The sequence below is a fragment of the Pseudomonas sp. LAM2023 genome, from assembly GCF_016620375.1.
Classification (GTDB): Bacteria; Pseudomonadota; Gammaproteobacteria; order Pseudomonadales; family Pseudomonadaceae; genus Aquipseudomonas; species Aquipseudomonas anuradhapurensis.
Genome location: NZ_JAENHV010000026.1, coordinates 633,081 through 653,437, shown reverse-complemented (window position 1 = coordinate 653,437; position 20,357 = coordinate 633,081). Strand labels below are relative to the sequence as shown.

Sequence of the window (20,357 nt, the reverse complement as noted above, 5' to 3'; positions counted from 1 at the left end):
GATGATGAGGGGGGTAGTGGACGCGCAGAAGAGCCACGCCGACGCGAGCTTCCTTGATGTCTATGCGCTGTCGGGCAGCGACTGGTCGCCTATGGGCGTTGTTGCCAATCGGTATGTGACGGCGATCAGAAAGAGTGAGCTGTTTGCCGAGTGGAGAGGGCAAGGGTTAAGTGAGGAGGCAATCATTGAGCGGGCACGTTAGGATGGCTTGCTCGGCTCGACTTTGGCGCCGGTGGATGTGCCAGGGATCATCAGCCTTGTCGATAAAGGTGCTTCGCGGGATGATGTAGTAAAATTTGCGGCGGTGCTGATACTAGGCAAAGCTACCAGCGGTGCAAAAGGGGCTCTAAATTCGACTCTGGCGAGAGACGAGTTAATTTCTGGTTTGCCTGCAGGTACCAAGATCACTTCTGAAAGCGTTGTCGACATTCGAAAATTACCAGATGGTCGGACCGTATGGCTTGAAACTGGCAGCGATGCTGCCGGGTTGCAACATATCTACAAACGGCACGAAGTCGATTTCGTCAACAAAGGAATATTACGCGACGAGATTCCGACAGTTGTAATGAGTGCTCTTGAGCGTGGAAAAATTGTTGGCGCAAATGGCTCGGCCAATGTTTACCGCATCACACATAATGGTGTTGAGCAAAATATTGCCATTGGGGTTGGCTCAAACGGTTTCGTGGTTCGAGCGAATCCGGTCAGTACTTGGAAACCATTGCCATGATCAAATTGAGACTAGCGAATGAATATTTGACTGGACCGATATTCTGCCCGGAGCCGGATGCTATGGGGCACATTGATGTTGACGATGTGCCCATTTCTCAAGAGCTGAGGGCCGAAATCAGTGCCTGGGACAGTGAATATCAGGCGACATTCAACAGCGACTACCCGCCCGATTCTGGATTTAGCTCGCCTGAGGCGGAACTAAGGCATATAGCTGAGGGGAAGCAACTGGCCCAAAAATTACAGCAAGAGCTAGGGGGGGGGTATACGGTCGAATATTGTCCATAATCGATAATGCTTCGGTGCAAAAGGAACTGCGAATTTACCTGCTGCGACCTGGAAGGCTCTGGCCCTGCACCGGGCGTTTTAGGCTTGGAGCCTGGCTCACTGTCTTCTAACGCAATTTAGAACTATTAGACCAGCACTAAAACTGGCTCTATAGAGTTCGTCTTTTATACTAAGACGCAAACCTTTGTTGTTGGTAAGCCGACTGACCTCCGCCCAGGTCTGTCTCCTCATCAGCAGCTTGTAGACTAAATTAAAGCCTCTGATAGTACTGTGGTAGGCGGTATGTTTAGGCGCGGGAGGGACGGAGATTTTATAACTAACGAGTTTAGTGGCTATTATTGGAAGAGCTGGGTGCCAGAAGTTCGTAGTTTGTTTGAGCTGACTATGAGTAATTACGAAATAAAGGTTGAGCATAGGCCAGGGATCTGATCAGATGGAATATATCTTAGAAAATGGCCTTAAACTGTCTCGGGACGTGAGTGGTGAATGGCGGATAGCGGGAGCGAGTCAATTTTTCTACCTTAAAGGAGCTGAAGATTTCTGGAGGGTCGTTAGCTTGCTTGAAATACCCTACAAGAAAGCCAGATCAATACTTGGGGATGAATTTGCTTATCCAAGTGTAATTTTGGCGGGTTTGGATAGCAAATCTGAGTATTGGATTGGTTTGGCTTTATCCTGGGTCGGCCAGGGAGGGTTCTATGCGGATAGGGCGGTTGTTATAAAGCTGCGCGAGTTAATTGAGGCTGATCAGCTTTCGCAAGCTGATAGAGGTAGTGTCAAATCATTTATTCAAAAGGCGTGATATAAAAAATCCCCGGTACTGCCGGGGGATTTGTTTTCACTCCGTCGTAATCACCAAACAGCCCTGCGTGACCCTGATGCGTATCCGTTCGTTGACCTCGAACCCGGCCCGTTGCAGCCAGTAGCCGCGTAGCTTGATGCCGGGGATGACCCTATCGCCGACGTGGAGTATCTGACACCCTCGACACCGGCCTTGCGCCGGTGTTTTTGCACCCTATCTGCCCCCTTTTTGTCGCCTTCTTGCACCCTTCCTACACCCCGTTAGCACTCAAGTTGCACCTTTCTGTAGTCTTTCTGTACCCCAGCCTGACGACTTTCGGTCTACCTAGCCAATACGCCCTTTGCGATGATGAGGGGGGTAGTGGACGCGCAGAAGAGCGACGCCGACGCGAGCTTCCTTGATGTCTATGCGCTGTCGGGCAGCGACTGGTCGCCTATGGGCGTTGTTGCCAATCGGTATGTGACGGCGATCAGAAAGAGTGAGCTGTTTGCCGAGTGGAGAGGGCAAGGGTTAAGTGAGGAGGCAATCATTGAGCGGGCACGTCAGGATGGCTTGCTCGGCTCGACTTTGGCGCCGGTGGATGTGCCAGGGATCATCAGCCTTGTCGATAACGGCGCTACTCCAAAAGATATTCTACAATTAGCGGCCACTGTAATCCTGGGCAAAGCGCTTGGTGGCTCTACGCCGGCTGGCAAAGGGCACGGCGATTCGCTACTTTCAGGGAGTAAGCCTGCTACATCTGCAGTCTCCAGAGTAGACCTTCGGGAGGATCTTGCAGCACAAGCAGGGATTCCTCGAAACTTGGTGGACGAGCCTCAAAATATCTGGGGGAAATCCATCGATGATATTCGGCAGTCATTCAGGATGGATGGGGCTACGTTAAAATATGATCCGCCGAGGAAAGATTCTTCTGGTAATGCGCAGGCGTACTTTGTTGAAGGTGGAACAACAGGAATTTTCAAAATTCAATATAGTCCATCTACGGCTGGATCGGGAAAACAGTCCATCCATATAGGGGAATATTACAAGATTACCTATATTGACGGTAAGATAGCTAAGGTTCTTGATCCTGCTACCTATAGGCCGACATTTAAAGATGGGCGGCCGGTTTATGATAAGGGTACGACCTATTATAATCCGCAAGGCCAAGAAGTTTTGTTCAATCCTTCGAATAATTTGTGGGAGCCCAAATGACTATTTCGATTTCGTGGAGTGCCCCTATTCTCCCCTCTATATCACTTGCTGGCATACCTCTGGGCATGCATGTGGAAGATTTTGAGAGGGCGATCAAACAATATGTTGTAGATGATAAAGCGGGCTTATATAAATTTACTGATTCTCCCGTATTGCTCATGATGAAAAGCTTTGACTCTGACGGGTGTGGTGGGTATGGTTTTTTTGTGCATGACTTAGATTTGACTAATTGGCAGCTATATTACGATCGTCCAGATCATCCTGGCGTCGAGACAAGGGCGCTTCATGTCCTCGTTCGCGAATGGAAAATTTATGCTATTAAAACTTGGCTTTATGAAAGTGTTGCGCAAGGCTATAAGCCGGTAAGCTCGTATCAAGGTAAGCTGCCAGAAGGGATTGGCTTGGGTGATCTGGTTCGTGACTTATCACCCTATACGGAGCTCGAATTTGATAGTTCAGAGGAGTGGTTTTATACAGACGAAAAATACGGTGGACTAGAAGTTTGTGGGTATGGTAGCGATTTGAGCGATGATCCAGATCAAATAATAACGTCTTTGACAGTTATTGCGGGGGGCAGCTGACGTATTCAAACGGATAATACTGCTGGTTTGTCCCGATGGGTTTATAAGGCCCCGATTCCTATCGACTGGTATTAGCCGACAACAGACAAGCGCGTGCAGGCGGAGGCGGGGACTATTCTCAACGCGCTGGGGGTTGGTTGGGGCAATACGTGGCGGTGGACTGGATGGTGATGCGGAGGAAAGTTCAGTGAGCAACTTTCGAGTCACAAGTTTTTGGGCAGAATACCAATACCCATGTACTCAGAGAAGCCCAATGGCCGTTATGCCACACAAGAGTTTCCACCGGTTCCAGTTGCGCATGGTTTTCCCAATGTTGTCGATAAGAATGAAGTTAGTGTATCAATGGCGCCAGAACGGCGAATACACGATATGATCTCGATAATGGATATTCTTTCAAAACGAACTGTGCCGGTCAGGTGGGCGTATTAACTTCCACTCCGGTTAATAATGCCGTACCAGCAAGACGCTTAATGCGCTTAAAACAGCACTAAAGAGCGATGACCTCGTTGACTGTGGCAATAAATTGACGAAACTTTTTTGACGCATGCAGATATGCACCACTCGTCGATTATTTGACATTTCGTCAGGTCCAAGCACGCGCTAACGCTGCCGCCGAAACCATCTAATCCCTTGATCTTAAAAGACAACCAGTCATGATCGGGACAGCGCTCCGTATGTACCACAACGCGGCGCAAGCCCCAGGCAGTACGCCGCGCTGGCCTAGACTCCGCTGAAGGGCCTGTAGGAGCACTGCAGCATGCGCCAGCAACCAACCGTTGTTTTCATTTCAACGATTCCGCCCCATTGCGGAACCCGTCCGCAACCCCCGCCGCTTGCGCCACCGCCCGTGGCCCCGCGCCATGCAACCTCGTGCGGCACCGTCTGACGCATTGTCGGGTGCCATTGTTCATTGATCCTCGGCCAGTTCAGTCAGTGGCCGATAAGGATGGCTAAGAAAGCTAACAAGTGGAGGACAGGGACCGTTTTTCATGGGAGGCACGAAGACAATGCCAGACCATAAAAAAACGATACGCGTGATGCTGATCGATTGTCGCCCGCTGGTGCTCCTGGGCCTTCACGATCTGATCAATGCCAGAAAGCCCCGCATGGAAGTGAGTGGCCAGGCCACTACCTATGCCCATGCGCTGGACCTTGCCGATCAGTCGCGGCCCGATGTCATTTTCTTCAGTTTTTTTCCTGATGCACTGGACCCGGTCGAGGTGGTTGCCGGCCTTGCGCGCACGGGCGACATGAAAGTGCTGGTGCTCAAGGGGTTGTACGAGACGGTCCCCGTTGCACATGCCATCGAGGCGGGCGCGCGTGGCATCGTGCTGGCGGAAGACTCGACCGAGTCGATCATCCGCGCCATCGTCAAAGTCCATCATTGCGACACCGGGCTGGACCGGGCCTGGGTCAGTGGCCTTTCCGGTTATGCCTCGACCAGGCATGTGCCGCTGAAATGCAACCTGGCACACGCGAAACATGCCCGGCTGACGTTGCGCGAGCAGGAACTGGTCCGTGCCATCGTTGGCGACCCGTCCGCCAAGTACATGTGCATCGCCGGGCGCTTGGGCATCAGCGAACACACCGTGCACAATCACCTCAGCAGCATCTATCAGAAGCTCAACCTCACCAACCGCATCGACTTGCTGATGTATGCGGTCAAGCACGGGCTCACCAGTGGCGAAGAGCCGCCTGCATCCACAGGCGGGGAGTACGACTGAGGCCCAGGCACAACGCAGCAGGCTGATGGCGCCTGGCGGCGCCCGGCCTGTCGTTGTGTGGTGGTCTGTTGGCGTTGAAGGGCGAATTCGTTGGTGGCCTGCAGAAGCGCTGCGAGGGTGGTTTTTCAGGCCACCCTCGCAGGTTTCAACTCATGGTTCAGACGCTCCCATTGAAGATGTCGGTGTTGAGGATGTCGACCCCGACCAGAGTGATGGTCGTCGTCTGCCCGCCGGATTCGGCAATGGTCACGATGCTGTCTGCGCCGCTGTTGTCGATCGACTGCACGACGGCATTCGGATCGCCATTGAGCACCAGCTTGTCGCGTTGCCCCGCACCGGCATCGAACCCGCTGACCTGGTACAGCTGCTCATCAGCCGACAGGTCGACGTTGAACGCATCGCGCTGGCCGGTGGTGCCAACCAGCGAGAAGTCGAACGCTGCGTTGTCCGCTTCGTTGGCGAACAGGTTGGCGGCGAACGTACTGCTCGCGGAGTCGCCATCCTTGTCCGTCAGCGTTGCACTGAACTGCAGTTTGATGTCGCTGGCCAGGTTCTCGGTTTCCTTGATGAACTCGATCACCGGGATCTTGATTTCGCCCCGCCCCATCGTCAGTTGCACGGCATCAATCAGCGACGAACCTGCCTTCTGAATCAGGAACGACACCTGGCCGCCAGCCTCTGGGGTGAGGGTGTTCACCTCGGTCAGGTTCGACGTCGTTCCATCGGCGTAGTAGATGCGGTAGTACAGGTCCTCGGTGGCGGTGTCGTAGCCCCCTACGGAGTTGTCGATGTAGACCTTCATGCCCGTCAGCAAGGTTTCCGGGTTGACCACGAAGCTTTCATCGGCGGCGCTGATCGCCGCCAGGTTGTCACCCTGGAACAGGTTGTTGGCGACGCCGATACCGGACGTGCTGACGTTCATCGACGCGGGGTCGATGTACGACGGCAGGGGATTGGTCTGCAGCTGGGCTTCGGTCGGGTCGGTAGCCCCGATGCCTATGCCGGTGAAGATGTCTGCCGTCGAGGCGAGCGCCTTGGCGGAGAAGAACACGATCTCCTCGGATGCCGACGGAATGCTTGGGTCACTGGTTTTAGGGATCAGCAAGGTACGCACTGGGTCCGGGCCGCCGGCATCCAGCGAGCCGTTGGCACTGCTGAGCGTGGTGACCGAATGGAAGCCTTGCACCAGGTCCAGGGTGTAGCTGCCATTGGCGTATGCCGTCAGCGTGTAGTCGATCGTGGTGTTGGCCGTTGCGGCGTTGTTGTCGAAGTCCCCGGTCAAGGTGCCAGTGAAGTGGAACGCGCCATTGGCATCTGGCGAAGGCGACGTCTCGGTGAGGGTGCCAGTACCGGTCGTGGTGGTGTTGTCGGGCCGGACCAGGGTGAACTGGCCACCCACCAGCGAAATGTCCAGGCCGGTCGCACCCAGGCCGTCGGCACCGATCGTATTGTTCCAGAAACCGTATTGCGGCAGGATGCTGCCGGTTCCGATCAGGTTGCCGAAGGCCAGGGATGGCCCATCATCGTGGAACACCAGGTTCTGCCCGATGTTGAGGGTGGCCTGGGCGCTGTCGCCGTCCTTGTCGGTCTTGATCGCGGTCAAGGTCACCAGGTTGTCGGCGGTCAGGGTCTTCACGTCGTCGGGGTTGGTGGGGTCGGGGTGGACGATGGCGCGGAGCTGGTCGAGGGTGACGGTGCCATTACTGGCGACGCTGACCGTGAACACCAGCGCGTTGGTAGTGGCCGTGCGGCCCTCCACCACGGTGCCATTGAGCGCCAGGTTGACCGCCTCGCCGGTGGCCGTGTCCGTCAGGCCCGAAGCGCCTGCCACCACGCCCAGGGCGTAGGTGAGCGTGCCAGCGCCATCGGCGCCGAAGGCCGAGGTGAAGTTGGCGGCGAAGCTCTGGCTGGCATTGATTGCCAGGTTGGTTTCATCGACGGTCAGGGTCGGTTCCGTGCCGGTGGTGCTGATGCTTGGGCCGTCATCCTTGAATACCAGGTTCTGCCCGATGTTGAGGGTGGCCTGGGCGCTGTCGCCGTCCTTGTCGGTCTTGGTCGCGGTCAAGGTCACCAGGTTGTCGGCGCTCAAGGTCTTCGAGTCGTCCGGGTTAGTGGTGTCGGGGTGGACGATGGCGCGGATCTGGTCGAGGGTAACGGTGCCGTTACTGGCAACGCTGACGGTGAATACCAGCAGGTTGGTGGTAGCCGTGCGGCCCTCCACCACGGTGCCATTGAGCGACAAGTTGACCGCCTCGCCGGTGGCCGTGTCCGTCAGGCCCGAAGCGCCTGCCACCACGCCCAGGGCGTAGGTGAGCGTGCCGGCACCATCGGCGCCGAAGGCCGAGGTGAAGTTGGCGGCGAAGCTCTGGCTGGCGTTGATTGCCAGGTTGGTTTCATCGACGGTCAGGGTCGGCTCGGTGCCGGTGGTGCTGATGCTCGGGCCGTCATCCTTGAATACCAGGTTCTGCCCGATGTTCAGCGTGGCTTGTGCGCTGTCGCCGTCCTTGTCGGTCTTGGTCGCGGTCAAGGTCACCAGGTTGTCGGCGCTCAGGGTTTTCGAGTCATCCGGGTTGGTGGTGTCGGGGTGGACGATGGCGCGGAGCTGGTCGAGGGTGACCTCACCGTTGCTGGCCACACTGACCGTGAACACCAGCAGGTTGGTAGTGGCCGTGCGGCCTTCCACCACAGTGCCATTGAGCGACAGGTTGACTGCTTCCCCAGTGGCCGTGTCCGTCAGGCCGGAGGCGCCTGCCACCACGCCCAGGGCGTAGGTGAGCGTGCCTGCACCATCGGCACCGAAGGCCGAGGTGAAGTTGGCGGCGAAGCTCTGGGTGGCGTTGATCGCCAGGTTGGTTTCATCGACGGTCAGGGTCGGCTCGGTGCCGGTAGTGCTGATGCTTGGGCCGTCATCCTTGAATACCAGGTTCTGCCCGATGTTGAGCGTAGCCTGGGCGCTGTCGCCGTCCTTGTCGGTTTTGGTCGCGGTCAAGGTCACCAGGTTGTCGGCGCTCAGGGTCTTCGAGTCATCCGGGTTAGTGGTGTCGGGGTGGACGATGGCGCGGATCTGGTCGAGGGTGACGGTGCCGTTACTGGCAACACTGACTGTGAATACCAGCAGGTTGGTGGTGGCCGTGCGGCCTTCCACCACGGCGCCATTGAGCGACAGGTTGACCGCTTCGCCGGTGGCCGTGTCCGTCAGGCCTGAGGCGCCTGCCACCACGCCGAGGGCGTAGGTGAGCGTGCCAGCGCCATCGGCGCCGAAGGCCGAGGTGAAGTTGGCGGCGAAGCTCTGGCTGGCGTTGATCGCCAGGTTGGTTTCATCGACCGTCAGGGTCGGTTCCGTGCCGGTGGTGCTGATGCTCGGGCCGTCATCCTTGAATACCAGGTTCTGCCCGATATTCAGCGTGGCCTGGGCGCTGTCGCCGTCCTTGTCGGTCTTGGTCGCGGTCAGGGTCACCAGGTTGTCGCCGGACAGTGTCTTCGAGTCATCCGGGTTAGTGGTGTCGGGGTGGACGATGGCGCGGAGCTGGTCGAGGGTAACGGTGCCGTTACTGGCAACGCTGACCGTGAATACCAGCAGGTTGGTGGTGGCCGTGCGGCCTTCCACCACGGCGCCATTGAGCGACAGGTTGACCGCTTCCCCAGTGGCCGTGTCCGTCAACCCGGAGGCGCCTGCCACCACGCCGAGGGCGTAGGTGAGCGTGCCGGCGCCATCGGCGCCGAAGGCCGAGGTGAAGTTGGCGGCGAAGCTCTGGCTGGCATTGATTGCCAGGTTGGTTTCATCGACGGTCAGGGTCGGTTCCGTGCCGGTGGTGCTGATGCTTGGGCCGTCATCCTTGAATACCAGGTTCTGCCCGATGTTGAGCGTAGCCTGGGCGCTGTCGCCGTCCTTGTCGGTCTTGGTCGCGGTCAAGGTCACCAGGTTGTCGGCGCTCAAGGTCTTCGAGTCATCCGGGTTAGTGGTGTCGGGATGGACGATGGCGCGGATCTGGTCGAGGGTAACGGTGCCGTTACTGGCAACGCTGACCGTGAATACCAGCAGGTTGGTGGTGGCCGTGCGGCCTTCTACTACGGCGCCATTGAGCGACAGGTTGACCGCTTCCCCAGTGGCCGTGTCCGTCAGGCCGGAGGCGCCTGCCACCACGCCGAGGGCGTAGGTGAGCGTGCCAGCGCCATCGGCGCCGAAGGCCGAGGTGAAGTTGGCGGCGAAGCTCTGGCTGGCGTTGATCGCCAGGTTGGTTTCATCGACCGTCAGGGTCGGTTCCGTGCCGGTGGTGCTGATGCTCGGGCCGTCATCCTTGAATACCAGGTTCTGCCCGATGTTGAGCGTGGCCTGGGCGCTGTCGCCGTCCTTGTCGGTCTTGGTCGCGGTCAAGGTCACCAGGTTGTCGCCGGACAGGGTCTTCGAGTCATCCGGGTTAGTGGTATCGGGATGGACGATGGCGCGGATCTGGTCGAGGGTGACGGTGCCGTTACTGGCAACGCTGACCGTGAATACCAGCAGGTTGGTAGTGGCCGTGCGGCCTTCCACCACGGTGCCATTGAGCGACAGGTTGACCGCCTCGCCGGTGGCCGTGTCCGTCAGGCCCGAAGCGCCTGCCACCACGCCGAGGGCGTAGGTGAGCGTGCCAGCGCCATCGGCGCCGAAGGCCGAGGTGAAGTTGGCGGCGAAGCTCTGGCTGGCGTTGATCGCCAGGTTGGTTTCATCGACGGTCAGGGTCGGCTCGGTGCCGGTGGTGCTGATGCTCGGGCCGTCGTCTTCGAAGACCATCTTGGAGCCGATTTCAGCGGTAGCGGTAGTGACCTGAAGTAGCTTCAGGCCGCCGATATCGAAATCGGCATGGGTATCGCCCTTGGCGTCCACGGCAGCGCCATTCTGGATGAGCACACGGTTGTGATCCTGTGTGGTGGTGTACTCGATTCGCTGGCCGGCGGTAATGCCAGTGAGGGTAGCGACCCCCGAGGCAAAGGTGATGACGATGTTCGGGTCATTCACCGACCCGTTCGAGTTCTCGACTACCTGCCCTGTGGCGATATCGATGACGCGAACGTTGGTGATCGCCACTGCGGCATCGTTGCTGTACCCATTGATGAAGTTCACCCCAGGCTCAGCGGCCGTGCTGTAGGCGCTGACCGTGACCACGGCGCTCTTGCCGCTTTGCAGTTGCACCACATCGAAACTGGCCGACTTCACATTGAACACCGCGGTGTAGTCGATGTTGGCTTCAATATCCGCTTCGTTCTGGTCCAGGTTGGGAATGGTCACATTCTGCCGGGCGCCGGTGACGAAGGAGAAACGGATACCTTCCTGCTCCACGATCATCTGGTTGTTGGTGCCGAAGGTGGTCGGGCCACCCGCCTGGCTGGTGTTGATCGTATCGCCCGTGTTGATGCTGGCACCGCTCGACTGGTCGGCCGGGTCTTTCCCGGTGGCGATGATGGTCGGGTCGCTGATACGCAGGATGCCGCCGTCATTGACCACGGTCGGGTTCGCGGTGGTGAACATGAGGAACAGGTTCTGCCCGGAAGGCGCATTGGCCAGGCTGAATTGCAGGTCCTGGTTGGTGCCGATGAATACCTTGTTCAGCAGGTTGACGGCATCGTCCGGGTTGCTGGTGTTCGGGTGCAGCAGCGGTTGGTATTCCACCGTCCAGATCTTGCCGCCGCTGACGGGCGAGCCGGTTTCTTCGATGTAACCGGCAAACACGATCGCACCTGCTGGCCCGCCCGCACGGCCCAGCACGATGTTGTTGTTGCTGGTATCGGTGTAGAGCAGGATGCTGACGCCATCGAGCGTATCCAGCCCACTGTCGAGGCCATTGAGCGGCGCGCCAGCGCTGTTGGTGAAGCTGACGTCGGTGATGGTGCCGCCCGGTGCCGGGGTGATGGTGAATGCATTGCTGCCGGTGTTGCCCACGGCCCCGGTATAGCCACTCAAGGCAGCACCTGCCGGGGTACCGGCGCCCAGTGCGGTGAGGCGGGTCGAGAACGCGGAGGGCAGGGAGGCCACCAGGATGTCGTTGTCGTCGGCATCCGAGGCCGGGCTTGGTGTGGCTGTGCCATTTTGCAACCCGGCCGTTTCGTCCAGCGTCACGTTCACACCGGTCGCGGTGATCACTGCACTGTCGGTGAACGACGTCGTCGCCACCACGTCGTCAGCCGTGCCGAACACCTGGTCGGCACCCGCGCCGGTCGCGCTGAGCAGGAAGGTGGCGCCCGCCGAGTCGTCGGGGTTGACGTACCACGAGGTTGTAATGCTGCCGTTGACCTTGCCGTCCAGGTCGCCAGCGCCGCCGTCGGTCACGTACCACGGGTCGTGGCCTTCGCCGGCGTCGGTGGCGAGCACATCGTCGGGGGTGCCCCACAGGTTATCCGCACCAGCGCCGGTGGCATGGTCCACCTCGAAAGCGACCGTGCTGCCAGCCGCAAAGCCGCTGGCCGTGACGGTGGCGGTGCTGCCAGGGCTATAGTCGCTGAGGTCGGTGGTGACGGTAGGTGGGGAGATGGGGGGCAGGTCATCGGCGGGGCTATTGTGTTTGTCCGTTGGCGATGCGTTCTTCTTGTTCATGGTCATGGCTCTCTCCCAAGCGCTGCCAGTTGTCGAGGCCTGGCTGCAGACCTCCGCTACAGGCCTCAACTATGGATAAGCGCCACCGGCGGCGCATCGGCGGATACTCCCAGGCGGCCTGGGAGTATTGGACTACCTGGCGCTGCCGGCGGGTGAGCGAAGGCGTACGCGCCTATGCTGTCGGACACGCTCTGGTGTGCGGCCCGGCGCACCGGTCGTTGCGCTGAAGGTGATGCCGGAGGTGCGGACAGCGCTGCGCATCCCGGTGAAAAAAACCTGAAGACGGTGAAAACGTGGCGTGATTTTTTCTGCCGGCGCTGGCTTCCCGGCTCCGGTTCGCTGATTTAATATACTTGCCAGTATAAATATTCAGACGTGCACCTCGCGAAAGGATTCATCATGTTGCGCCATGCCTTGTCCATCGCCCTGTCCACCGCCGCCGTGCTGTTGCTGGCAGCGTGCGGCCAGGAAGCCGTCCCACCCGCCGCGCCACGCCCGGCGCTGGTGGTGCAACCGCAGCCGGCCGAAGCCGCTGCCGACAGTTACCCCGGCGAAGTGCGGGCGCGCTTCGAGCCGGAGCTGGCCTTCCGTATTGCCGGCAAGGTCAGCAAGCGCCTGGTCGAGGAAGGGCAGCGGGTCAAGGCCGACCAGCCGTTGGCCGAACTCGACCCGCAGGATGTGCGCCTGCAGCTGGAAGCCAATCGTGCCCAGCTGGCGGCCGCCGAGGCCAACCTGTCGTTGGTGCGTGCCGAGCGCGATCGCTACCAGAAGCTGCTGGACCGGCAGATGGTCAGCCGTTCGCAGTACGACAACGCCGAAAACCTCTACCGCGCCGGGCAGGCCCGCCTCAAGCAGGCCAAGGCCGAGTTCGACGTCGCCGGCAACCAGGCCGAATATGCCGTGCTGCGTGCACCGCAGGCCGGGGTGATCGCCAAGCGCCAGGTAGAAGTGGGCCAGGTGGTCGCGGCCGGGCAGACCGTGTTCACCCTCGCTGCCGATGGCGAGCGGGAAGTGCTCATCGGCCTGCCGGAGCAGCACTTCGCCCGCTTCGCCGTAGGCCAGGCGGTGAGCGTGGAACTGTGGTCGCACCCGCAGGAGCGCTTCCAGGGGCGCATCCGCGAGCTGTCGCCGGCCGCCGACCCGCGCTCGCGTACCTTTGCCGCACGCATTGCCTTCACCTCCGCTGCCACGCCGGCGGAGCTGGGCCAGAGCGCCCGGGTCTACATCGCCCACGAAGGCTTGATCCCGTTGGCCGTGCCGTTGTCGGCGGTTACCGCAGAGAACGGCCAGGCCTACGTCTGGCGGGTCAACAAGGACAGCCGCCTGGAGCGGGTGCTGGTGCGCCTGGGGGCCTATGGTGCCGACAGTGTGCCGGTGCTGGAGGGCCTTGCCGTGGGTGACTGGATAGTCGCCGCCGGTGGCCACGTGTTGCGCGAGGGCCAGGAGATACGCCCGGTAGACCGCACCAACCGTGTAGTGAACCTGACGGCCAAGGAGTAAGTCCCGATGGGTTTCAACCTTTCTGCCTGGGCGCTGCGCAACCGCCAGATCGTCCTGTTTCTGATGATCCTGCTGGCGGTCATTGGCGCGATGTCCTACACCAAGCTCGGCCAGAGCGAAGACCCGCCGTTCACCTTCAAGGCCATGGTCATCCGCACCCTGTGGCCGGGTGCCAGCGCCGAGGAAATGTCGCGCCAGGTCACCGAGCGCATCGAGAAGAAACTGATGGAAACCGGCGAATACGAGCGGATTGTCTCGTTTTCCCGCCCCGGTGAGTCGCAGGTCACCTTCATGGCCCGTGACTCGCTGCATTCCCGGGATATCCCCGAGCTGTGGTACCAGATCCGCAAGAAGGTCGCGGACATCCGCCACACCCTGCCGCCGGAAATCCAGGGCCCGTTCTTCAACGACGAGTTCGGCACCACCTTCGGCAATATCTATGCGCTGACCGGCAAGGGCTTCGACTATGCCGTGCTCAAGGACTATGCCGACCGTATCCAGATCCAGCTGCAGCGGGTCAAGGACGTCGGCAAGGTCGAGCTGGTCGGCCTGCAGGACGAAAAAATCTGGATCGAGCTGTCCAACCTCAAGCTGGCCACCCTCGGTGTGCCCTTGGCGGCCGTGCAGCAGGCCCTGCAGGAGCAGAACGCGGTCAGCACCGCCGGCTTCTTCGAAACCCCCAGTGAGCGCCTGCAGTTGCGGGTAAGCGGGCGTTTTGGCAGCGTCGAGCAGATTCGCCAGTTCCCCATTCGCGTGGGCGACCGTACCTTCCGGATCGGCGATGTCGCCGAGGTGCACCGGGGCTTCAACGACCCACCGGCACCGCGCATGCGCTTCATGGGCGAAGATGCCATCGGCCTGGCCGTGTCGATGAAGGACGGCGGCGACATCCTGGTGCTGGGCAAGGCCCTGGAAGGCGAGTTCGAGCGGCTGGCGCGCAGCCTGCCGGCCGGCATGGAGCTGCGCAAGGTGTCCGACCAACCGGCGGCGGTCAAGGCTGGCGTGGGCGAATTCATCCAGGTGCTGGTCGAGGCGCTGGTCATCGTGCTGCTGGTGAGCTTCTTCTCGCTGGGCTTGCGCACCGGCCTGGTGGTGGCGCTGGCGATTCCGCTGGTACTGGCCATGACCTTCGCCGCCATGCACTACTTTGGCATCGGCCTGCACAAGATCTCCCTTGGCGCACTGGTGCTGGCGCTGGGCCTGCTGGTGGATGACGCGATCATTGCGGTGGAAATGATGGCGATCAAGATGGAGCAGGGCTACGACCGGCTCAAGGCGGCCAGCCATGCCTGGAGCAGCACCGCCTTCCCGATGCTCACCGGCACCCTGATCACCGCGGCCGGCTTCCTGCCGATTGCCACGGCGGCCTCCGGCACCGGCGAGTACACCCGTTCGATCTTCCAGGTAGTGACCATCGCCTTGCTCACCTCCTGGGTGGCCGCCGTGGTCTTCGTGCCTTACCTGGGCGAGCGCCTGCTGCCCGACCTGGCCAGCCTGCATGCCGCGCGCCATGGCAAGGATGGCCACGCGCCAGACCCGTACGCCACCCCGTTCTACCAGCGCGTGCGGCGGCTGGTGGAGTGGTGCGTGCGGCGGCGCAAGACCGTCATCCTGCTGACCATTGCCGCCTTTGTCGGCAGCATCCTGCTGTTCCGCTTCGTGCCCCAGCAGTTCTTCCCGGCCTCCGGGCGCCCGGAGCTGCTGGTCGACCTGAAGCTGGCCGAAGGCAGCTCGCTGGCCAACACTGCCGAGCGGGTCAAGCAGTTGGAGGCGCTACTCAGGCAGCAGGACGGCATCGACAACTATGTGGCCTACGTGGGTACCGGCTCGCCGCGTTTCTACCTGCCACTGGACCAGCAACTGCCGGCGGCCAGCTTCGCCCAGTTCGTGGTGCTGGCCAAGTCGATGGAGGACCGCGAGCGCCTGCGCAGCTGGCTGATCAGCACCATGGACCAGCAGTTCCCCGACCTGCGCGCCCGCGTCACCCGCCTGGAGAACGGCCCGCCCGTGGGTTATCCGGTGCAGTTCCGCGTCACCGGCGAGCACATCGAGAAAGTCCGAGCACTGGCCCGCGAAGTGGCCGACAAGATCCGCGAGAACCCGCATGTGGTGAACGTGCACCTGGACTGGGAAGAACCGAGCAAGGCGGTATTCCTTGAAATCGACCAGGACCGGGCACGTGCCCTGGGCGTCAGTACCGCGCACCTGTCGAGCTTCCTGCAAAGCTCGCTGACCGGGACCACGGTCAGCCAGTACCGCGAGGACAACGAGCTGATCGAGATCCTGCTGCGCGGTACCCACCAGGAACGCCACGAGCTGGGCAATCTCGGCAGCCTGGCGTTGCCGACCGACAATGGCCAGAGCGTGGCCTTGTCGCAGGTGGCAACCTTGGCCTACGGTTTCGAGGAGGGCATCATCTGGCACCGCAACCGCTTGCCGACGGTGACGGTGCGCGCCGACATCTACGACCAGCAGCAGCCGGTGACGCTGGTCAAGCAGATCGAGCCGACCCTGAAGGAGATTCGCGCCAGGCTGCCCGATGGCTACCTGCTGGAGGTAGGTGGCACGGTGGAGGACTCCGAGCGCGGGCAGAAGTCGGTGAACGCCGGCATGCCGCTGTTCGTGGTGGTGGTGCTGAGCTTGCTGATGATCCAGCTGCGCAGCTTCTCGCGCACGGTGATGGTGTTCCTCACCGCACCGCTGGGGCTGATCGGCGTGACCTTGTTCCTGCTGGTGTTCCGCCAACCGTTCGGCTTCGTCGCCATGCTCGGCACCATTGCCCTGGCGGGGATGATCATGCGCAACTCGGTGATCCTGGTGGACCAGATCGAGCAGGACATCGCCGCCGGCCAGGAACGTTGGCAGGCGATCATCGAAGCCACGGTGCGGCGCTTCCGGCCGATCGTGCTGACCGCGCTGGCGGCGGTGCTGGCGATGATCCCGTTGTCGCGCAGCGTGTTCTACGGGCCGATGGCCGTGGCGATCATGGGCGGATTGATCGTGGCCACGGTGCTGACCCTGCTGTTCCTGCCGGCGTTGTATGCGGCGTGGTTCAGGGTGAAGAAGGGCTGAAGTTCATAGCGCAGGGCTTGGCCCTCCTTTCGCGATACATGGCCGCCCCTACAGGCCCTTGCAAGCTGTGTTGGAGCGGCCTGGTGTCGCGATGGGCTGCCAGGCAGCCCCACCGCCATCACAGCGCGCCAAAGACCTTCTTGGCCAGGCTGGTAGCCGCTTGAGCCGGGTTCTGGCGAATGCTCTGCTCTTGCTTGGCGATCATCTCGAACAGGCCATCCAGCGCCTTCTCGGTCACGTAGTTCTCGATATTGGCGTCGTCCTTGACCAGCCCCAGGCCTTTGGCCTGGGCGGCGAAGGCATTGTACTGCTGGGCCACGCCAACCTTGTCGGTGGCCTGCTTGACGATCGGCAGGAACTTGGCACGGATCTGCTCGCGGCTGCTCTTGTTCAGGTACTGGGTCGCCGAATCGTCGCCACCGCTGAGGATGCCCTTGGCATCGGTCACGCTCATGTTCTTCACGGCATCCACCAGAATCGCCTGGGCCTGCGGCACGGCAGCCTCGGCGGCCTTGTTCATGCTGGTTTCCAGGGCTTCGACCTGGTCACCCTTGCCGAACATCTTCATCGCCTTGGCGGCCTTGCCCAGGTTGCCCGGCAGCTCGATACGCACGTCCGGGTTGTTGCTGAAGCCGCCCGGGGCGCTCAGCTGCTTGACGGCCAGTTGCGCGCCCTGGGTCAGGGCATCTTTCAGGCCGCCGGTGGCGTCTTTCTGGCTCAGGTCGCCCAGCGACAGGGCCAGTGCACTGGCCGACAGCAGCAGGCCGGCGCACAGGGTGGTGAAACGCAGGGAGGTGCGGATCATGAAGCTTTCCTTGTAAACAGATGAATACGGGTTTCAGCGGACCGGATCGACCTTGATCCGCAGCGGTTGCGGGTCATGGCCATCCAGCCGGACAGCATGCTGTTCGGTGTTGATGAACAGCAACTTGCCATCCATTTCGATGCGCGCGCTGAGCGCATAGCGGTGGCCGGGCTTGACCTGGGCCGGGTCGTAGGCGAGGTGGAAGGGCAGCGGTACGTTGCCTTTGACCGGGCCGGCCTGGCGCGCCAGGACCACGGCCGGGGCATCCATCAGCGACACGTCCTGCAGCTCGACGCTGAGCGTGGCGGTCGGTGGCAGGGCGCTGCGCTGCAGGTAGAACACCTCGCCATCCAGGCTGGCCTGGCTGGACGGGGTGTGGCTGGAACAGGCTGCGAGCAGGGATGCGCAACACAGCATAAAGAGCTTTTTCATGGCGTCTCCGTTTTCCTTGGAGCTGGCTTGTGGCCAACCCCAGGGACTTTAGCGGATTTTCCCGGCTGCCGAACCCTTTACAGGGTCGAACTTTCCAGCCCGTCGTCGCGGTGCAACGCGACCTGGCGGATCGACAGGCGCAGCTCGGCCGACAGTACGCGCTTGGCCACGCCTTCGGCCAGCTCGCCAAGCTTGTCGTGATAGCCCAGCTTGCCTTGGCTGTCGGCCTGCAGCACGCCCTGCTCGAGCAAGGTCTGGATGAAGTGGCGGAACAGCGTCTTGTCGAAGAATTCCGGGGCGTTCAGGCCATGCAGGATCGACAGGCGCTGGGCCATCATCACGCACAGGTCTTCCAGCGCTTCGGCGCTGAGGCTGTGTTGCCCGCTGTTGAGCAGCAGCGAGGTGGCCATGTAGAAGCGCTGCAGGGTCTGGGTGATGGTGCGGGCGAGCAGGGTCAGCAAGACGAACTGCCGTGAACTCGGCGCGGGGCGGATGTACACGTCGTTGTCCTGGCGCAGCAGGCCCTGTTCGACCAGCGCGGCCAGCCACTGGTCGATCACCTCGTCCAGCTGCTGCGGTGTCCAGCGCAGGAACAGTTCGGCCTGCAGATACGGGTACAGCGCGTGCACGTAGCGGCCCAGCAACTCCCGGCTCAGGCGTGAGCTGCTGAGGAAGAAGCTGGCCAGCAGGGCTGGCAGGGCGAAGATGTGCAGCACGTTGTTGCGGTAATAGGTCATCAGCACCGCGTTGGCTTCATCCAGGTACAGGATGCGGCCCAGGGCGTCCTTCTGCTCGGCCACCAGGTTCATGCTGCGCACATGTTCGATCAACGCCTGGCCGTCGCCCTCGGGCAGGGTGGTATGCGGCGAGTAGGGCACCTGACGCAGCAAGGCCAGGTACAGTTCGAGCACGCGGGTCAGGGCACGTTCGTCCAGGGCCAGGCGGCTGGTGGAGAGCAGCGCCAGGGCCACCAAGTTGACCGGGTTGATCGCCGCCGCCTCGTTGAGGTGGCGTGCCACGGTTTCGCCCAGGCGGGTGGTGGTGGCGTTGAGCCAGGCCGGGCGATACTGCGGGCCGTGGTCCTGGTCGCGCCAGCCAGGCTGTTGCTGGTCGAGGAAGCCGGCCAGGCGGATCGGTTCGCCGAAGTTGACGTACACCTGGCCAAAGCGCTGCTTGAGCGCGCCGAATACCTTGAAGATGTCGAGGATCGACTCCTTCTTCTTGCTGGCCCCGCGCAGCTCGCCCAGGTAGGTACGGCCTTCGAGCACGCGCTCGTAGCCGATGTACACCGGCACGAAGACGATCGGCGTGCGCGACGAGCGCAGGAAGCTGCGCAGGGTGATGGCCAGCATCCCGGTGCGTGGCTGCAGCATGCGCCCGGTGCGCGAGCGGCCGCCTTCGACGAAGTACTCCACCGGGAAACCTTTGGTGTACAGGGTGTGCAGGTATTCGTTGAACACTGCGGTGTACAGCGGGTTGCCCTTGAACGTGCGGCGCATGAAGAAGGCACCGCCACGGCGCAGCAGGTTACCTACCAGCGGCATGTTGAGGTTGATGCCTGCGGCCACGTGCGGCGGGGTGAGGCCGTTGCGGAACAGCAAATACGACAGCAGCAGGTAATCGATGTGGCTGCGGTGGCAGGGCACGTAGATCACTTCGTTGCCGGGGGCGATGCCTTGCACCTGCTCGATGTGGTTGACCTTGATGCCGTCGTAGATCTTGTTCCAGAACCAGCTGAGCACCACTTCGAGGAAGCGGATGGCGGTGTAGGTGTAGTCCGAGGCGATCTCGTTGCCATAACGCAGCGCCTGGGCTTCGGCCTTGGCCAGCGGCAGGTTTTCGCGTTGCGCCTCGTCGAGGATGGCCTGACGCACCTGCGGCGCATGGATCAGGCCCTTGACCAGGGTGCGCCGGTGCGAGATGTCCGGGCCGATGACGGCCGTCTTGAGGTTGCGAAAGTGCACGCGCATCAGGCGCTGGGCCATGCGCACGGTGCGTTCCTGGCCTTTGTTGTGCTGCACCAGTTCGCGCAGGTGGATCGGCGCCGAGAACTGCACGCGGGTCTTGCGCCCCAGCACCAGCACGGTCAGCAGCCGGCGCAGGCGCCCGGTAACCGCCCAGCTGTCGGCGAACAGCAGTTTCCACGGGCTGGATTCACTGGCCGGGGTCTGGCCCCAGAACACGCTGACCGGGATGATCTGGGCGTCCTCTTCGGCATGCTGGCCCACGGTCGCGACCAGGCGCTCCAGGGTTGGTGGCGCGCCACGCTTGTCGTGGCGGCCGAGCCAGTCCGGGTCCGGGGTCAGGTAGAAGAACGCGGCCGGCTCCTGCAGCGGGCCCACCGCCACCGGCAGCACCGGGCGCGGCAGCCCCGCCTTGGTGCATTCATGGTCAAGCACGACCAGGTCGCTGAGCGCCGGCGAGGGCAGGGCATAGAACACCGGGCGGCTGCGGTCGAGCTTGAGGGTGAGGGAGGACTGGTTGATGGTCTCGGAGCGCACCCACAGGTACAACAGGCGACGCAGGGCGCCGAAGATCAGGCGGCGCAGGGGGGAACGGGTCATGGGGTGTGTGCCCTGGGTGTGAAATTCAGTGGGTATCTGGCCAATTAGTCTGCCGTATCCGCGCAAGTTCAGCAAAAATCGCCGAACGGCGCGACGGTCAT

Annotated in this window: 14 protein-coding genes; 9 read left to right on the top strand and 5 right to left on the bottom strand. The window is 61.3% G+C overall.

Going from position 1 to position 20,357, the window contains the following annotated elements; all coding sequences use genetic code 11:
- From JKP78_RS17970 to JKP78_RS17955, 4 genes are all read left to right on the top strand, one after another.
- Nucleotides 1-202 (top strand): hypothetical protein (locus tag JKP78_RS17970; RefSeq protein WP_234454640.1); only part of this gene is annotated, 202 nt, incomplete at its 5' end.
- A gap of 6 nt (nucleotides 203-208) precedes the next feature.
- The gene (locus JKP78_RS17965) at nucleotides 209-727 is read left to right on the top strand and encodes a hypothetical protein (protein ID WP_200627103.1); all 519 of its coding nucleotides are present in this window, start codon (nucleotides 209-211) and stop codon (nucleotides 725-727) included.
- Nucleotides 724-1,014 carry a hypothetical protein gene (locus JKP78_RS17960; RefSeq protein ID WP_200627102.1) on the top strand — a complete coding sequence of 97 codons (291 nt, stop codon included), beginning with the start codon at nucleotides 724-726 and terminating at the stop codon, nucleotides 1,012-1,014. Before JKP78_RS17965 ends, JKP78_RS17960 begins: the two co-directional genes overlap by 4 nt.
- Nucleotides 1,015-1,447: 433 nt before the next feature.
- The gene (locus tag JKP78_RS17955; RefSeq protein WP_200627101.1) at nucleotides 1,448-1,816 is read left to right on the top strand and encodes a hypothetical protein; all 369 of its coding nucleotides are present in this window, start codon (nucleotides 1,448-1,450) and stop codon (nucleotides 1,814-1,816) included.
- 36 nt (nucleotides 1,817-1,852) lie between these two features.
- Here the strand turns inward: JKP78_RS17955 and JKP78_RS25155 are convergent, their stop codons facing one another.
- Entirely contained in the window at nucleotides 1,853-1,954 is a 102-nt protein-coding gene (locus JKP78_RS25155) for a SymE family type I addiction module toxin (RefSeq protein WP_325166813.1), read from the bottom strand.
- Nucleotides 1,955-2,176: 222 nt separating this feature from the next.
- Here JKP78_RS25155 and JKP78_RS17945 point away from each other — a divergent pair, with 222 nt between their 5' ends.
- The 3 genes from JKP78_RS17945 to JKP78_RS17935 all read left to right on the top strand — a co-directional run bounded on the left by JKP78_RS17945 (nucleotide 2,177) and on the right by JKP78_RS17935 (nucleotide 5,315).
- Nucleotides 2,177-3,010 carry a hypothetical protein gene (locus JKP78_RS17945; protein WP_200627100.1) on the top strand — a complete coding sequence of 278 codons (834 nt, stop codon included), beginning with the start codon at nucleotides 2,177-2,179 and terminating at the stop codon, nucleotides 3,008-3,010.
- Nucleotides 3,007-3,591 (top strand): hypothetical protein, encoded by a 585-nt coding sequence (locus JKP78_RS17940; protein WP_186687172.1) that lies wholly within the window; start codon nucleotides 3,007-3,009, stop codon nucleotides 3,589-3,591. The genes JKP78_RS17945 and JKP78_RS17940 overlap by 4 nt, the downstream gene beginning before the upstream one ends.
- A 1,007-nt stretch (nucleotides 3,592-4,598) precedes the next feature.
- On the top strand, nucleotides 4,599-5,315 hold the full coding sequence (locus tag JKP78_RS17935; RefSeq protein ID WP_200627099.1) for a response regulator transcription factor: 717 nt from the start codon (nucleotides 4,599-4,601) through the stop codon (nucleotides 5,313-5,315).
- A 157-nt stretch (nucleotides 5,316-5,472) separates the two neighbouring features.
- On the opposite strand, the gene JKP78_RS17930 is transcribed toward JKP78_RS17935, so the two are convergent.
- A complete protein-coding gene (locus tag JKP78_RS17930) occupies nucleotides 5,473-11,889 on the bottom strand; it encodes a DUF5801 repeats-in-toxin domain-containing protein (protein WP_234454639.1) in 6,417 nt (2,138 codons plus the stop codon).
- Nucleotides 11,890-12,282: 393 nt separating this feature from the next.
- Here JKP78_RS17930 and JKP78_RS17925 point away from each other — a divergent pair, with 393 nt between their 5' ends.
- Both JKP78_RS17925 and JKP78_RS17920 read left to right on the top strand, forming a co-directional pair.
- Entirely contained in the window at nucleotides 12,283-13,383 is a 1,101-nt protein-coding gene (locus JKP78_RS17925; RefSeq protein WP_200627098.1) for an efflux RND transporter periplasmic adaptor subunit, read from the top strand.
- A 6-nt stretch (nucleotides 13,384-13,389) separates the two neighbouring features.
- Nucleotides 13,390-16,455 carry an efflux RND transporter permease subunit gene (locus JKP78_RS17920; RefSeq protein ID WP_200627097.1) on the top strand — a complete coding sequence of 1,022 codons (3,066 nt, stop codon included), beginning with the start codon at nucleotides 13,390-13,392 and terminating at the stop codon, nucleotides 16,453-16,455.
- Between the two features lie 118 nt (nucleotides 16,456-16,573).
- Here the strand turns inward: JKP78_RS17920 and JKP78_RS17915 are convergent, their stop codons facing one another.
- The 3 genes from JKP78_RS17915 to plsB all read right to left on the bottom strand — a co-directional run bounded on the left by JKP78_RS17915 (nucleotide 16,574) and on the right by plsB (nucleotide 20,256).
- Complete coding sequence (locus tag JKP78_RS17915) at nucleotides 16,574-17,260, bottom strand: DUF4197 domain-containing protein (protein WP_170028617.1); 687 nt, start codon at nucleotides 17,258-17,260, stop codon at nucleotides 16,574-16,576.
- Between the two features lie 33 nt (nucleotides 17,261-17,293).
- Nucleotides 17,294-17,692 (bottom strand): YbaY family lipoprotein, encoded by a 399-nt coding sequence (locus JKP78_RS17910; protein WP_200627096.1) that lies wholly within the window; start codon nucleotides 17,690-17,692, stop codon nucleotides 17,294-17,296.
- 77 nt (nucleotides 17,693-17,769) lie between these two features.
- Nucleotides 17,770-20,256, bottom strand: a complete 2,487-nt coding sequence (gene plsB / locus JKP78_RS17905) for a glycerol-3-phosphate 1-O-acyltransferase PlsB (RefSeq protein ID WP_170028621.1) — start codon at nucleotides 20,254-20,256, stop codon at nucleotides 17,770-17,772.
- Nucleotides 20,257-20,357: the final 101 nt, after the last annotated feature.